This window comes from Tenacibaculum ovolyticum DSM 18103, from assembly GCF_000430545.1.
GTDB classification, from domain to species: Bacteria; Bacteroidota; Bacteroidia; order Flavobacteriales; family Flavobacteriaceae; genus Polaribacter; species Polaribacter ovolyticus.
Window position 1 is genome coordinate 35640 of the sequence record NZ_AUMF01000018.1, and the last position, 16173, is coordinate 51812.

Below are 16173 nucleotides of genomic sequence, written 5' to 3' on the forward strand. Positions count from 1 at the left end.
ACATGTCGATAACACAAACCACCTTTTTTTCAAAAGAATACAAAGATTTTGGAACAATAAGCATTCGACCTTTTCGAGTAAAAGAAGATAGTGTTTTTTTACAAAAATGGGTAACTAAAGAATATGCTATTTTTTGGGGAATGCCAAATGCTACATTAGAAGATGTAGCACAAGAATATACGAAATTAACCACTCCAGAATATTATGATGTTTTTGTAGGGATGTTCAATAACGAACCAGCATTTGTTTTAGAACGTTACAACCCTAAACTAGATGTTATAAATAATTTTTATAAAGCAGAAGAGTCTGATTGTGGAATACATATAATTATAGCGCCACCTAAAGCGCCAAAAACACCGAATTTTACCTGGTTTATGTTTCGTTCAATAATGGATTTTGTTTATACAAATTCAAACATAAATAGAATTGTAGTAGAGCCAGATATTCGAAACAAAAAAATGTTTGCATTGTGTCAGCGAATTGGCTTTCAATTAGCAAACATAATAGAACTACCTAATAAAACTGCCCAACTAGCATTTTTAACAAGAACCAATTATCAACAACAAATTCAAACTTTTTCACCATTAAAAAGAAGTGCCATGAACACCTTAGATAATGTGGTATCACCACAACAATCAACGCAACATATACAACCGAAAGTTTGGGAGCAAGCAAATATATTATTAGTAAAAAAAGCATTATGTGAATTTTCACATGAGTTATTAATAAAGCCTGAAATAGTTAAGGAATTAGGTAATGGCTACAAACAATACAAAGTTTATACAGATTCATTAGATATACGTTATGAATTTAATGCAAAACCAATGGCATTAAATCATTTTATGATTGATGAAAATTCAATTAAAAAATATGTGAAAGATATTATTAGTGAAATAGATGCCATTTTTTTTATAAAAGAGTTTAGAAAAGTATTAGGTATTGCTGATGAAAAAATGCCTGTATACTTAGAAGAAATTATTAGTACACTATATGGGAGTGCATTTAAAATAACAAAAGGAAACCCTAAAGCAAAAGAATTGGCAACTGCCGATTTTCAAACCATTGAGCAATCAATGACTGAAGGGCATCCAGGTTTTGTTGCAAACAATGGAAGAATAGGTTTTGATAGTAGCGATTATCGTTCATATGCACCAGAAGCAGGGAATTCGTTTTCTTTATTATGGATGGCAGGACATAAGTCGAAAGCTATATTTTCAGCTATAGAATCGCTTCCTTATGAAAAACTAATACATCAAGAGTTAGATGCTGATACGATAGCACAATTTAATAAAGTAATAGAAGGAAAAGGATATAAAGCAGAAGATTACTTATTCTTACCTATTCATCCTTGGCAATGGTTTAACAAATTAGCAAACATTTTTTCTCCAGAAATAGCCAAAGGAGATTTAATTTGTTTAGGATACGGACCAGATCAATATTTAGCACAACAATCTATAAGAACATTATTTAATATTACAAATCCACAAAAATTCTATACAAAATCGGCTTTGTCTATTTTAAATATGGGATTCATGAGAGGATTGCCTTTATATTATTTGGGTACTGCGCCTAAAATGGCAGTTTGGCTAGAAGATTTGTTATACAGCGATAATTATATTCAAGAAAATGGATTTAGAATGTTAAGCGAAATAGGATCTGTAAGTTATGTAAATCCATATTTTGATGAATTTGGACCACATAATGATTATAACAAAATGTTAGCATCATTATGGAGAGAAAGCCCGTATTCAGCAGTAAAGGGAAATCAGAAGCCTTTAACAATGGCGGCTTTACTTCATATAGATCATCAAGGAAAAGCATTATTACCAGAAATAATAAAAGATTCAGGAATTTCAATTGATAACTGGCTACGTAAATATTTACAAGCATATTTAAGTCCGATGTTACATTGTTTTTATTACTATGATTTAGTGTTTATGCCACATGGAGAAAACATTATTATGGTATTTGAAGATAATATTCCTGTGTATGCTTTACTAAAAGATATTACCGAAGAAGCGTGTATTTTAAGTTCAGAAGTAGAATTACCAACACATTTAAAGAGAATGTATGCTCCAGTACCAGAAGATGTAAAGCTATTATCAATATTTACTGACATGTTCGATGGTTTTTTCCGTTTTTTAGCTCCGATTTTAGAAGAACATGCTGCTTATAGCGAAGAAAATTTCTGGGAATTAGTAGCTGAAAATATCCAAGAATATCAAGATGAATTCCCGCAATTAGCTCAGAAATTTGAAAAGTATGATTTGTTTGCAGGAAACTTTAAACTATCATGTTTAAATAGGTTACAGTTAAATAATCATAAACAAATGATTGATTTAGATGATCCAGTAGCATTATTGCAATTCGCAGGGAAATTAGAAAACCCAATAGCGGCTTTTAAAACTCAAGAATTTTAGTAATGGTAGAAGTTAATCAAGAAGTATTTAGTAAAAAAATTGATGGATTAGGTACAGTAAGTATTCGTCCTTTTCAAATAGATACAGACATATCAATGTTGCATAGTTGGGTTACGCAACCTTACGCAAAATATTGGGGAATGTTAGATAAATCTTTAGAAGAAGTGCAGACTGAATATAAAGAGATTGAAGATAGTTTAAATCATCATAGCTATATCGGAATGTTAAATAACGTGCCTGTATTTTTAATGGAACGTTACAAAGCTTCTAAAGATGTGATTTCTGAACATTACGATACTCAGGAAAGCGATTATGGGATGCATATTTTAATGGCACCAGTAGAAAAAAGAATTCCTCAATTTACTTGGCATGTATTTTCAACTATTATAGATTATTTTTTCAGCTTACCACAAGTAGAAAGAGTTGTAGTAGAGCCAGATGTAAATAACGAAAAAATTCACATCTTAAATAAAAAGGCAGGTTTTATTTATCAAAAAGAAATTGTGTTGGCTAATAAAATAGCAGCATTGGCTTTTTGTACAAAAAAATCGTACAGATTAGCCTTAAATCAATTAGAAAAAAATGGAAAATAATATAGCGCACTTACAACCAGAAGTATGGGAGTTTGCAAATCGTCAATTAGTAAAAAAAGGAATAAGTGAGTTTGCCCATGAACTTATTTTAAAACCTGAATTTATAGCTAAAGAAAACGATTGGAATAGGTATCAAATTGTTTCAGATAACAAAGAATTTATTTATCGTTTTAAAGCAAAGAAAAACTTTTTAGACCATTGGCAAGTTGATACGAGTAGTATTGTAAAAAGAAGTAATTCTGGTAAAAAAATATATTTAGATGCTTTGCATTTTATAACAGAATTTAGAACAACTTTGGGTATTCCTGATGGTTTTTTAGGAACATATTTAGAAGAGATTACCAGTACATTATCGGGAATCGCTTATAAATATATAAACGAAACGTTCTCTGCTAAAGAATTAGCAGAACAAAATTTTCAAACGATAGAACATGCTATGACAGAAGGACATCCTTGTTTTGTAGCAAATAATGGGAGAATTGGTTTTAATATAAATGATTATCATAAATATTCGCCTGAAACAAATAAACCGTTTAAGGTATTATGGATTGCAGGACATAAAACACATACGACCTATACTGCCTTAGATGATTATAAATATGATAAATTATTGTTGGCAGAATTAGGTGAAAAGAAGATAACTGAATTCAATAATGTGCTAATTGAAAATAAGGTTTCTCCTGAAGATTATGTTTTTATGCCTGTACATCCTTGGCAATGGAAAAATAAAATAATAGGAGTTTTTGGTGCTGATATAGCTCAAAAGAACATTTTATTATTAGGAGAAAGTGATGATTATTTTTCAGCACAACAATCTATTAGAACCTTATTTAATACCTCACATCCAGAAAAGTTATATACTAAAACAGCCTTATCTATTTTAAATATGGGCTTCATGCGAGGGTTGTCTCCATATTATATGCAAAGTACTCCATATATAACTAAATGGATAACTGATTTGTTGGCAGAGGATTCATATTTACGAGATAATGGGTTTACTATGTTGGGTGAAATCGCTACTGTAGGATATCATAACCATTATTATGAAGTATTAGGAAAAACAAATCCACATAATAAAATGTTATCAGCATTGTGGAGAGAAAGCCCATTTACCAAAATATCGTCAAATCAACGAGTGTTTACAATGGCAGCTTTGCTACATGTAGATTATAAAGATAATTCGTTACTAGCTTCACTAATAGAAGCTTCACCTTATGGAGCAGAAACTTGGGTTCAACGATATTTAAAAGCATATTTAGCCCCATTATTGCATTGCTTTTATAAATACGAATTTGTATTCATGCCACACGGAGAAAATCTAATTATGGTATTAGAAGAAAGTACTCCTGTATATGTGTTAATGAAAGATATAACAGAGGAGGTTATTGTTTTTAACGAAACAATGTATTTACCTGAACATGCCGATAGGTTATTTACCAAAACATCTGATAATATGAAGATATTATCAATTTTTACAGATGTTTTTGATTGTTTCTTTCGTTTTATGGGACAGCAGTTAGATAGTTATGCAAATTTTTGTGAACATGATTTCTGGAAACTAGTAGCCGAATGTGTGTATGAATATCAAGAGCAATACCCAGAATTCTCAGAAAAGTATAAGCGCTATGATTTATTTACGAATGAGTTTGATCGTTGTTGCTTAAATAGATTGCAGTTAGAAAACACGAAGCAAATGTTAAGCTTGGCTGATCCTATTGAAAGTTTAAAACTAGAAGGAACTTTAGCGAACCCATTAGCTCAATTCAAAAAAATAACTAAAGAAAAGACGACCATACAAGCTTTTTAACATGAATTTTGAAGAAATAACAGAAGTTATACAAGGGCGTAAAAGTACATATGCGTATGATTATATCGATAAGAAAATTGATAAAAAAACAATAGAAAACATTGTAACAAATGCACTGTGGGCGCCAACACATATGGTTACGCAACCATGGCGTTTTGAAGTATTAGGTGGAAAACATCAAGAAGATTTAAGTGAATTTATGGCAGCATATTATCGAAAAATGTATACTGAAAAACAATTTTCTAAAGAGCGCTATGAAAAAACTAAAACGTATGCTAATAATGCCACATTAATAGCCATTGTTTTTGCACCAAATAAGAAAGCTAAACTACCAGAATGGGAAGAGTTAGCTGCAATTTCTTGTGCAGTACAAAATATGTGGTTAAGCTGCACATCATTAAATTTAGGAAGCTATTGGGATTCTTCTTTAGCAACTATAGCATATGGAAAACAACATATTAGTTTAAGTAAGGAAGAACAATTTTTAGGTTTTTTCTTTATGGGGCATATAAAAGAAGATGTACTACAAGTTAAAAGGAAGAGAAAAGCGTTGTCTAAAAAATTAAGTTGGAACTTTAAAGAGTAAAAAAATGAAAGCAAATAAAAGAGTAGACGCTATAGATTTTGTGAGAGGAATAAGTGTGTTGTTAATGATACCTGTACACTCTATGATTGTGTATTCGACTATGGACACATGGAACAATACTTTATTAGGTAAAATAGCACAAGTACTAGAAAAAGGAACCCCAATGTTTTTGGTAGTAATGGGACTTTCATTTGTGTTTTCTAGTCGATTGAGTATGAAAAGCATTATTAAACGAGGATTAAGTGTATTAGCTAAAGGTTATGGTTTAAATATTCTTCGATTTGTAGTTCCTATGATTTTCTTCGGAGGTTTTCCAAGAGCATTTATTGAAGGAAATGGGTTAACTCCAGGTGATTCATATAATTTACTGTTTTTTACCTTATTAGGAGATATACTTCAGTTAGCAGGGTTCTCGCTAATTATAATGGGAATTATTATCAAGTTTATTAAAAATAAATATGCAGCATTAATTTCAGCAATGTTAATTGTTTTCTTCTCAAGAGAGTTAAGTGGGTTTAGATCTGGTATTGTTGGCTTAGATTATGTATGTGATTTATTGTGGGGGAAAACCTACAATGTTTACTTTCCTATATTTCCATGGATGTCGTTTATTTTAATAGGATTATTTTTTGGAATGTGGTACCAAGAACGTGGCAATGATATTCGATTTATGTTTGGCAAAATGTTACCTTTTGGTATAGCGTTTTTATTTATAGGGGCAGGGTTATGTTACTATAATTATGAATATAATTTTGGAGATTATTATCATTTAGGTCCTGGAGGTACTATTATTCTGATGGGAATTAATTTATTAATTGTTTGGTTAGGGCATATCACTGTCAAACACTTTCCAAAATATAAACTGTTTTCTGTTTTTTATTACTCAAGTAAAAATGTAACCTCTTTTTATTTAATTCAATGGGTGTTAGTATACTGGGGTGTGTTGTTTTTTGGATTTGGATCTCAAACGAGTCAAGTAAAATTACTTTTAATTATTACAGGAATTACATTATTAACCTTTGGTATTCTTTGGTTAAAAGAAAAGGGAGTACTCTTATTTAATAAGAACAAGAAAGTTTTACCAAAAATTATTAAAGAAGCAACAACGTAATTTATGAAACACATACTTATTGTACTATGCTTGCTTTTAGGAATAAATAATTATGCACAAGTAAAACTTGCAGGTAGTTATGGGTTAGATCCAGCAGTTCAAGAATTTTTAGAAGTTATACATTCATATAACGGACCACCATTACAAGAATTACCACTTGATATAGGAAGGGCTGCAATGGAAAATCTTCAGAAAGATTCTACGCTAATTTATGATAAAGTAAACTTTACGAACATAAAATTTAAAGAGAAAAGTAAAGAAGTAAGTGTTGTAGTTGTAAAGCCTAAAGGAGTAAAGAAAATAATACCTACATTTATTTATTTTCACGGTGGAGGATGGGTATTTAATGGTTTTGAAACGCATAAACGATTAATGAGAGATATTGCGTTAAAAGCTCAAGTGGCGGTGGTTTTTGTTGAGTTCTCAAGAGCGCCAGAAGCTAGTTATCCAGTAGCAAATGAAGAAGGATACTTAGTCGCATCATTTATATCGAAATACGGAAAAAAATATGGGTTAGATTCAAATAATATTGTGGTTGGTGGTGATAGTGCTGGTGGAAATATGGCAACAGCAGTTGCTATGATGGCCCAACAAAATGGTTTTCCCAAACTAAGAGCCCAAATATTATTATATCCAGTAACAGATACAAACCTAAATACCCCATCGTATGAACGATTTTCTAAAGGACATTACCTTACCCGAAGTACTATGAAGTGGTTTTGGGAAGTATATGTGCCAGATAAAAATATACATTCATTAGTAACCGTGGCACCGTTAAAAGCGAGTTTAAATGATCTTAAAAACCTACCTAAAACACTTTTAATTACTGCTGAGTATGATGTGTTAAGGGATGAAGGTGAAGCATATGCTAAAAAATTAAGAATGGCAAAAGTACCAGTGGTTTCAACTAGATATGGAGGTACAATACATGATTTTTTAATGTTAAACCCCTTACGAGAAACTTTTGCGTCGAAAGCAGCTTTAGAGCAAATATGTAGCTTTTTAAAAGAAAGTTATAAAAAAGAAAAAAAATCAGATGAAAAAGAATTATAAAAACTTTGAAGTAGCTTATTATCCAGAACATGAAATGGTTTTATGGAGAATAAAAACGACTGGAATTCCTAATTTCTCATTAGAAGGATTAAAAGAATTTAAACAGTTTTACGAAGATTTATATATGATGTTTTCAGACAAGAAATACCCATTAAAGTACATTGTATCAGCTTCGTCACATGATGATGTCTATAATATGGGGGGAGATTTACCATATTTTTATAAAAATATTCAAACGAAAAATAAAAAAAGACTTTTAGAATATGCTAATTTATGTTTTGAAGCTATATATAATATTCATAATTCATTTAGTTTACCTGTATTAAGTATTGCTTTGGTAGAAGGAAACGCTTATGGTGGAGGGTTTGAGTGCGTGATGGCTCATGATATTATTTTAGCAAAAGATTCAGCTAAGTTTTGTTTGCCAGAAAATAAATTCAATCTTTTTCCTGGTATGGGAGCTTATAGTTTTTTATGTAGAAAGATAAACTTAACATCTGCTATAGAAATTCTGTATAGCGGAAATGTTTACGATGCAAAAAACCTAGAGCAAAAAGGGTTGATCAATACTACTTTTAATAATAAATCTGGATTTAAAGCGCTAACGGATTACATAGAAAAGAATAGTTTTAATTTTATGTATAACCATTATAAGTGTTTGAAAAGAGTGTTTCCGTTACAGAAAAAGGAATTATTTGATATAACAAATATGTGGGTAGATGCGTGTATGAATATGGAAAAGGATAGTTTGAGAAGAATGGAACTAATTATTAATGCGCAGTTAAGAAAAGAAAAGTATTACAAATAGTATAAAAAAAGCATTATGAATATAGCGTCAATTGAAGAAATAATGAAGCAATTGCAACACATGAGTGTAATTGTACTAGCATTAATGATTGTTGAATGGGGAATATTGATTGTAATAAATTTTGTAGAACGTAAAAAAGAAGGTGTTGTTAGTATAGTATCGTATTTACTACAGAGTATTCCCTATTTTTTATTGTCAAAAGTAATGATTGTAGGAACAATGTTTTTATTATATGATAATAGATTCTTTGATTTAGGTTTTCAGTGGTATGTTTGGATTTTGGGATACATATTATATGATTTCACTGTGTTCTTTGTTCATTATTTGGGTCACAAAGTTAGAGTGTTATGGTGTATTCATGGCGTACATCATACGGCTGAAGATATGAATTTAACGGTAGTTGCCAGAGGATCTATATTCGATGTTTTTCTTACTCCTTTTAATTTTATTTGGTTACCTATTATAGGGTTTCATCCTTTCATGATTTTCGTTATTGAGCCTATTGCAAGATTATATGCCACTTTAACACATATAAATGAAAAAGTTATAGGAAAACAAAAATGGTTAGATAAAATATTAATAACTCCTTCTGTTCATAGAGTACATCATGCAAAAAATCATATTTATTTAGATAGGAATTATGGAGAAACTTTTAGTGTTTGGGATCGTATTTTTAAAACTTTTCAAAAAGAGTTAGATAATGAGAAAATAATGTACGGAATAATGCATGATAAATTGAATAGTGAGAGTTTCTCAGATGTACAATTTTTGATGTGGAAAGAGTTATGGACCGATGTTAAAAACGCGCCTACTTTTTCTGATAAGATAAAATATGTTTTTATGCCGCCTGGATGGAACCATGTAGATGGAGGTGTAATGGCAAAAGAATATAGAGATAAAGCTCGATTAGAGCGGAGTTAATTAGCACAAAAAAAGCCTCGTTTATGAGGCTTTTTTATAATCCAATTTGGATTTTTCTATATTTTTTTGGTGTTTTTTTTTCAGTTTTCTTAAAAGCAGCCGTAAAATGTGTTGGGTTTTTATATCCTACCATATCTGCTATTTCGTAAATAGGTTTTTGAGTATGAGTAAGCAGCTTTTTAGCCTTATTCATCCTTAATTTTTTTGTGTAATTAAAAATAGTATCACCGAATAATTTTTTAAACTCGTTTTTTAAAATATTCTGATTTAACAATACCCTACGAGCTAATTGCTCTATTGATATTTGTTCGTGTAAATTAGTTTGAATTATGTTTTCTACTTTGTATGCTTTCTTTAAAATATTATCAGAATTGTATTTTTTTTTAGTTTGAAAGTCTAATTCTAGATGTAATAATTCGAGTGTTTTAGCTTCAAGAAAAATACGTTTTAGTAAGCCTTTTTGAGAGTTAATGAGTATTTCAGTTACTATTTCTTCCATTTTAGTAGTTAACTGTCGTGTGAAATTTTTGTTTGTTTTTTCTAAGCAAAGTATTTTGTCTTTAGATAAAAGAGTTTGCATTTTGTGCTTCTTTATGAAATCATCATACATTCTAATTTTAACTTCTTTGATAGGTTTTTCTTTATGGAAAATTATTTGCTTAGTTTGATTATCATCATATATAAAATAACTTTCATTTTTTTCAAGAACTAAGTCGCTTTTAAAACTAGAGACTCTAATTATTTTTTCACCTTCTATCAATATTGAGAGTTCTAGCGCATTTAAATTTTGTTTTGAGGTGAAAGTCATATCTTCTTTAAATCTGCCATTATTTATGTTGATTAATAAACCATCAAAATAATAGCTAGTTATAGATCCTTTACCATGACTAGAATTAATTGTATATACTGATGTTTTTATGCCACAGTCTATACTTTTATTTTGTAGCTGAAGTATTTTTTGTAATGGTGTTTTTTTGTTGTTTACTATAACAATTTCCATAAGCTTGGGGGACTGTGGAAACAGGTATTAAACCATGAGTTTTTAACCTTTATTCCACTTATTAGTATTAATAATTAATAATGATTTACTGTGCGTTTTTTGTAAAAAGTTTTGCATTTCTGATGTAGTTTAATTTTAAATCATATTATCATTGTTATAAAACAATATTTATTTAGATTAAATAGTTTTAGTGAGAAGCAAATATATCTAGAGATAAGTTAATTAAAAAACTTATTTAGATTAATTTTAAATAAAGAATTATTGATCTTCTCAAAAAAAAGAAATTTTTTAATTTGTAACAATATAATATGTTGGTACAGTGCTATTTTAAAATTAAAACTAATTTTAAAAATATATTACGCTCAGTTTTGGAGCTGGCGAAAATAATTACACTGTACAGAAGAGGGAAAAACAGTTTTAATATTATTTTTCTGAAGTAAACAAAGAAAAAGTACTTCTTATGGTTGTTGACTGATAACTTGGACTGTGTTTTTTTTAGGTTCTTTAAAATAAGCCTTTAAAAAGTTTTGCAGATTCTTTATAGTTAAAGACTCTAAAGTTTTTTTATAGTTATTTAGTTCATGTATAGAAATGTTGTTCGATAAGCTTTTGTGTAGACTAAATCCCCATGTATGAGTACTGGTACTATTAATAATAGTATTGTATTTTAGGATTAATTGTTGTTTGTAGCTATTAAAATCGTGCTTAGATAATGTTGTGCTAGCAATAGAAGATAACATTTGTTTTAATTTGTCTTTAGAACGTTTAAGAACAGAAGGGTTGCATTGCCAGTTTATCTTTAAAATAGCTTGTTGATTTAAAATATCTTTTTCAATACTTACAAGAGGTGTATATACAAAACCTAAATTCTCTCTTAATAAAAGAGTTATTTTATCACGTAACATTCGCTCGCTTAGAGAGAGTAATAAACTATTTTTTAAGTTAGCTTTATAGGGTAAATAGTAAATTTGTGTAACATCAGTATTGGTAGTAGTACTTTTTTTATTGTAAGTATAAGTGCTATCAGTAGTTTTAAGTTTAAATAAAGATTTGTTTTTTATTGATTTTGGATTTCTTTTAAGGTTACCAAAATAAGTATTGATTAAAGGTAGTATTTCTTCATTTTTAAAATTACCTGTTACAATAAATTGCCAATTGTTAGCAAAAGCGAAACATGAGTTATACCAATTTTTCATTTGATTTATGTCTAGCTTTTTGAATTCTTTTTCAGTAGTAGCACTTTTTCTATTTGGGTAATACATTCCTGAAAGTTCTGCAATTTTAAAATCAGATTTTATAGAAAAAGGGCTTTCGTATGTTGAGGATAAACTTTTAATCTCATCTGAAACAACTGATTTAAATTCTTTCTTATTAGAACGTGCAGCTGTCATTTTTAAATATAGGAATTTAAAAAAATGATTTATGTCTTCTGGGGAAGAGAAACCATAAATAGCGCTGCTTTTTTCAGTGGTAATTTGAGAAGCCCCCATTTTTTTATGTTCCATGAATGCTTCTAAATTTTCATAATTTAAGTTACCAATACCGCCTAAATCCATATATGAAACTGTAGATTCTAGCTGATAATAAAGATCATCGGGAATATTTGATGTCCCTTTATTAGTAAAACCAAGTATGCGAGTTTCATCAGTAGTTGTATTTATGGGTTTTAAGAATACTTTTACTCCATTTTTATATTCAACTTCTAAAATACCTAAGTTTTTGTGTTCTTTTTTTTTAATAGGGATTTTGGGAAATAGTTTACCTGCTTTTAAAATAGGAGTCTTTTTTTGTTTTTTACTTTTTTTTATAGGTGCTTTATAGCTGTAATCTTTTAATGATAGTTGGTTTACTTTTGTTATAATGTTTTTTAAATCCTTTGTAGTGATACTTTTTTTCTTTTTTAAAGAATCGGTTATATAAACTCTTTTAATAGATGTTTTCCATAACTTTTTAGCAACTTTTTTAATGGTAATAGGTGTAATTTCTTTGGTTGAAATTAGGGATTTCTTTTTTATACCTAATTGAATATCGAACCATTCGTTGGCGTAAAAATTATTGGTCTTTGAAACTCTTCTAGTAGTATCCTTTTTAAGGTAATTTTTTAATTCTTCATTGGTAATGCCATAAAGAGCTAACCGTTTTAATTCGGTAAATACTTTAGTTAAATCAATTAAAGGAGTTGATGTTAAATTGCATTCAACAGAGGTATAGTATACATCTCCAAGAAAGTAATTACTACGAACAATCGGGTTTGTTTTTAAAGAAAGAATGGTGTCTAGTCGTTTAGAAATAACCTTAGTTAAAATATTTTTTACCTGTACTTCTTTTTTAGATTGAGGAGTGTGTTTTTCAGCTAAAGTTATAATCAGTTGAGGTTTTTTAATTTTTTCTGATATATTTAAAGCTGCAGTAGTGTTTAAGCCTTTAAAAAAGTTTTTTGAGACAGAGTTTTTGTGGGTGTTTTTAATGTTATAGAATGTAGTCTCTATTGCTTTTTTTGCTTTATTGATAGAGATATCACCGATAATAAATAGACTAGAAGCATGAGGTTGATACCATTTTTTATAAAATTTATTTAACTTTTTAGAAGTAATTTCATTTATGCTTTTAGAAGTGCCAATGGCTAATCTTTTAAGATACCTAGATCGCCCAAGTTTAAATAAAAATAAAGAATCAGCTTTGACAGCAGCTTCTTTTTCTGCCAAAACAATTTTTTGCTGTGTATAAATATCTTTTTTACTTAAAGATAAATCGTTTAAAATATCAGCAAAAAAATGAAGTGTTTTCTTTATAGTGGTTGCTGAAACAACTTTAGGGAAGTTAATTTCGTATAAGGTGTAGTTGTAATTTGTTGTAGCATTAAAATTTACCCCTATTTGTAATCCTTCAGATTTTAAAAACTGAACAAAAGAATCGTTTATAAAACGTTTGCCCCCATTAAAAGCCATATGTTCTAAAAAATGGGCATAACCTAATTGTTTGTCAGTTTCATTAATTGAACCTGTTTTTACTAAAAAATAGAAAAGTGTTTCATTAACGTTTTTGTTTTTTTGAATGGTGTACTCCATTCCATTTTTTAACTTATTGGAAAGTAAAAAGTTTTCTTTTTTTTGGAAAGCGTGTGTTTTTATACTTGTAAAGCATAAGAAGATGAACACTTCTATAAATATTAGTAGTAGTTTGGTTGATTGGCTAGAAGTGCTCATCTTAAAAAATAATTGTTTGTTATTAGATATTTTAGTTAGGTTGTGTAAACTTAACAGTTACGATATCATAACCTCCTGAAGAATTATGATCTGTATTAAATTTAAAGTTCATCTGTTCGGTAGAATAACTAGCCTCTGGTTTAATCCAATTGTTTTCACCCCAATCATCCGACAAAATAGTGCTATAACCTATGTAAAAATTAGGATGTATTGATTCATAAGATAAGTTCTCTTTCAATTCGGTGTTATTCTCAGATAATTTAACCAATTCATTCCATAAAGGAAATTCATATTGAAAATCTACAGCGGCTAAAGTTTTAGTTGTATTAGGGTCTAATAAATTAGTACGAATTTCATATGTATTGTTTTCACGTACAAAATCAATATTACCATCAGCTTTAAACTCTAATTCATCAACTTTTACATTAAAAGGGTATTCTTTATTCTTCCATTTATTTACTTTTTCATCACCTAAAGCTTTTAAAATTATTTTTGGTGCCGGAACATAAATTTGATCCCAAGTTTCAGTATTTAAAATAGTCTCATTTCTAAAAACATACTGTAAATATTCTGATAAACCCAAAGCATTTTGTGTCATAACTAATAAAGGCTTGTCTTTAGTTGCTTTCTCACTTAAAGTAATATGTGTAATACCTTTGTAAGTTAAATTTTGTGAAGTTTCGAATACAGAAACACCTCCATTTCCTGCAGTAATTACCTCTACTTCAACAGGAATTTTACCAATCCATTTAGAAATATCAATACCTTGTGATTGATAATGCTTGATTAACGCTTGTTGCTCAGTAGTTAAAGGGGTGATTCCTTCTTCTGCTTTAAGAGTTACGATATAATTATCGGCTAAATATAACTTATTAGTTATTCCTTGATAATCTTTTATAGCAAACGTTAGGTTTAAATTATCTGCTAATACATTTTCAGCATCTGGCTTTTGTACAGCAGTTACAGTTAAGATTCCTTTAGTTTGATTTTTAGTAATAATTACTGGATCAATACTTAATAAATTAGGATAATTTACTAGTTCCTCTAGGTCAAAATTAATAGTGATATCTTGTTTAAAAGCGCTACTTAATACTATGTCGTATACAAAAGTAGCTGCTTCTCCTTCTATTACCTCGGTAGATCCTTTATTTATTAAAGTTACACTTACATCACCTGAAAAACTAGGTATAGCATCATCTTCACTACAAGATGTTAATATGGTACTTGCTATAAGTACAAAAAATAGGGATTTAAAAATTCTCATGATTATTTAATTTTACTTTATTTATTAATTACCAATTCGGGTTTTGTTGATTTTGAATGGCCTTGTTATTCGATATTTCACTTTGGGGGACTGGTAATAACCACCTGTAATCGTCAGGTTGTATCGTAAATAAATGGTTATTGTTGGTGTCATTTACTTTCGGGAGTTTTAACGATTGTTGTTTTAAATCGAAATAACGATTACCCTCACCTACAAATTCTTTTTGTTTGTCTTTTAATAATTCGCTCAGAAAAACAGTTCCAGAGCTTATTATAGGGTTTGCTTTTCGGATTATTAAAAGATTATTTATAGTTTCTTTTGCTTCAATTTCTTTATTTAAGGCTGCTAAACTTTGAGCTTTTATATAATATAGCTCAGCTGTTCTAAGCATAATAATTGGTGTATTGGTTTTTTCAACCGTATTATTTCTATATTTCTTTAAGAAATTAACTTTAATAATTGAATTGTCAATTAGTCTAAAATCTTCATTGATAAAGCTATTAGCTAAACGAGTATCGTTAGTATTGTAGCTAATTGATGATTTTACGTAAAACTCATCGTTATGTTTAGTAGCATCATAAATAGCACTATAATAAAAAGATTCACCATCAAAAGTTAATAAAGCTTCATTATTGTTATTTGGTGCTAGCCAAACGGTATCTAAATCATCATTTTTTAAAGGTAAGTTGGTAATTACTTGAGAGCTTAAATCAATAGCTTTTTGATAGGCCCCCCAGTTAAAATAAAGTTTAGTTAATAAGGCTTTCGTACTGTTTTTTGAAAAACGTAAATTTGTACTATTCTCTTCTGGAAATAAATTAATTGCTTTTAGTAGTAATTTTTCAACTGCCAAATAACTAGCTTCTTGTGTACTTCTTGGAAGTTCAGCTGAAGCTATTTGGTCTTTTAATACAATTCCTAAACCATTTGAATTATAGTTTGAGCAGTATAATTGTATAAGTTCAAAATAAGCATAGGCTTTTAAGCATAAAGCTTGTGCTTCAATGTATTTTAATTGATTAGAATCGTCAGTATTGGTCGTTTCTATAAAAGGAATTCGACTAAGTAATACGTTCGATTTTGTATTTACATCATAATAAGCAGCCCATAAAGAATTAGATAAAAGAACCAATTCTTTTGCATTCCATTTATATAAATTGTAGCTAGATAAGTTGTCGTCTATGGTGTGGTTTGGATATAAATCGTCTGCTAATTTTGAGAAAATGACCCTTTCGGTAGGAAAAGCATTGTAAATACCAGATAAACTTTCGTTAGCTGTTGCTACGTTATCTATGGCATCTAATCCAGTTATTTGGTCTTCTACAGGCAAATCTAAACTACACGCTATGTTTACTATAAATAGTAATAAATAAATTATTTTTTTCATTGTTATCTTATTTATAT

Annotated in this window: 12 protein-coding genes; 8 read left to right on the top strand and 4 right to left on the bottom strand. The window is 29.2% G+C overall.

From position 1 onward, the window contains the following. Positions 1-2: 2 nt before the first annotated feature. From H518_RS0106850 to H518_RS19455, 8 genes are read left to right on the top strand one after another with little or no spacing between them, the layout of a single operon-like run. Positions 3-2420, top strand: a complete 2418-nt coding sequence (locus H518_RS0106850; RefSeq protein ID WP_028888367.1) for a GNAT family N-acetyltransferase — start codon at positions 3-5, stop codon at positions 2418-2420. A 2-nt stretch (positions 2421-2422) separates the two neighbouring features. Beyond that, positions 2423-3013 carry a GNAT family N-acetyltransferase gene (locus H518_RS0106855; RefSeq protein ID WP_051263700.1) on the top strand — a complete coding sequence of 197 codons (591 nt, stop codon included), beginning with the start codon at positions 2423-2425 and terminating at the stop codon, positions 3011-3013. Then, positions 3003-4820 carry an IucA/IucC family protein gene (locus H518_RS19440; RefSeq protein ID WP_051263701.1) on the top strand — a complete coding sequence of 606 codons (1818 nt, stop codon included), beginning with the start codon at positions 3003-3005 and terminating at the stop codon, positions 4818-4820. The genes H518_RS0106855 and H518_RS19440 overlap by 11 nt, the downstream gene beginning before the upstream one ends. A 1-nt stretch (position 4821) precedes the next feature. After that, positions 4822-5406 (top strand): nitroreductase family protein, encoded by a 585-nt coding sequence (locus tag H518_RS19445; RefSeq protein ID WP_043706669.1) that lies wholly within the window; start codon positions 4822-4824, stop codon positions 5404-5406. A 4-nt stretch (positions 5407-5410) separates the two neighbouring features. Continuing rightward, on the top strand, positions 5411-6517 hold the full coding sequence (locus H518_RS0106870) for a heparan-alpha-glucosaminide N-acetyltransferase domain-containing protein (RefSeq protein ID WP_028888369.1): 1107 nt from the start codon (positions 5411-5413) through the stop codon (positions 6515-6517). Positions 6518-6520: 3 nt separating this feature from the next. Beyond that, positions 6521-7570 carry an alpha/beta hydrolase gene (locus H518_RS19450; protein WP_081411161.1) on the top strand — a complete coding sequence of 350 codons (1050 nt, stop codon included), beginning with the start codon at positions 6521-6523 and terminating at the stop codon, positions 7568-7570. Beyond that, the gene (locus tag H518_RS0106880) at positions 7554-8378 is read left to right on the top strand and encodes a crotonase/enoyl-CoA hydratase family protein (RefSeq protein ID WP_028888370.1); all 825 of its coding nucleotides are present in this window, start codon (positions 7554-7556) and stop codon (positions 8376-8378) included. Before H518_RS19450 ends, H518_RS0106880 begins: the two co-directional genes overlap by 17 nt. Before the next feature lie 15 nt (positions 8379-8393). Continuing rightward, on the top strand, positions 8394-9299 hold the full coding sequence (locus H518_RS19455; RefSeq protein ID WP_051263703.1) for a sterol desaturase family protein: 906 nt from the start codon (positions 8394-8396) through the stop codon (positions 9297-9299). Between the two features lie 34 nt (positions 9300-9333). On the opposite strand, the gene H518_RS19460 is transcribed toward H518_RS19455, so the two are convergent. The 4 genes from H518_RS19460 to H518_RS0106905 form a co-directional block, all read right to left on the bottom strand. Further along, on the bottom strand, positions 9334-10299 hold the full coding sequence (locus tag H518_RS19460) for a helix-turn-helix domain-containing protein (protein ID WP_051263704.1): 966 nt from the start codon (positions 10297-10299) through the stop codon (positions 9334-9336). 458 nt (positions 10300-10757) lie between these two features. Beyond that, positions 10758-13367: a M16 family metallopeptidase gene (locus H518_RS0106895; protein ID WP_028888371.1), complete on the bottom strand. Its 2610-nt coding sequence runs from the start codon at positions 13365-13367 to the stop codon at positions 10758-10760. Between the two features lie 169 nt (positions 13368-13536). After that, positions 13537-14769: a DUF4929 family protein gene (locus H518_RS0106900; protein ID WP_028888372.1), complete on the bottom strand. Its 1233-nt coding sequence runs from the start codon at positions 14767-14769 to the stop codon at positions 13537-13539. A 28-nt stretch (positions 14770-14797) separates the two neighbouring features. Beyond that, complete coding sequence (locus tag H518_RS0106905; protein ID WP_028888373.1) at positions 14798-16156, bottom strand: RagB/SusD family nutrient uptake outer membrane protein; 1359 nt, start codon at positions 16154-16156, stop codon at positions 14798-14800. Between the last annotated feature and the right edge of the window lie 17 nt (positions 16157-16173).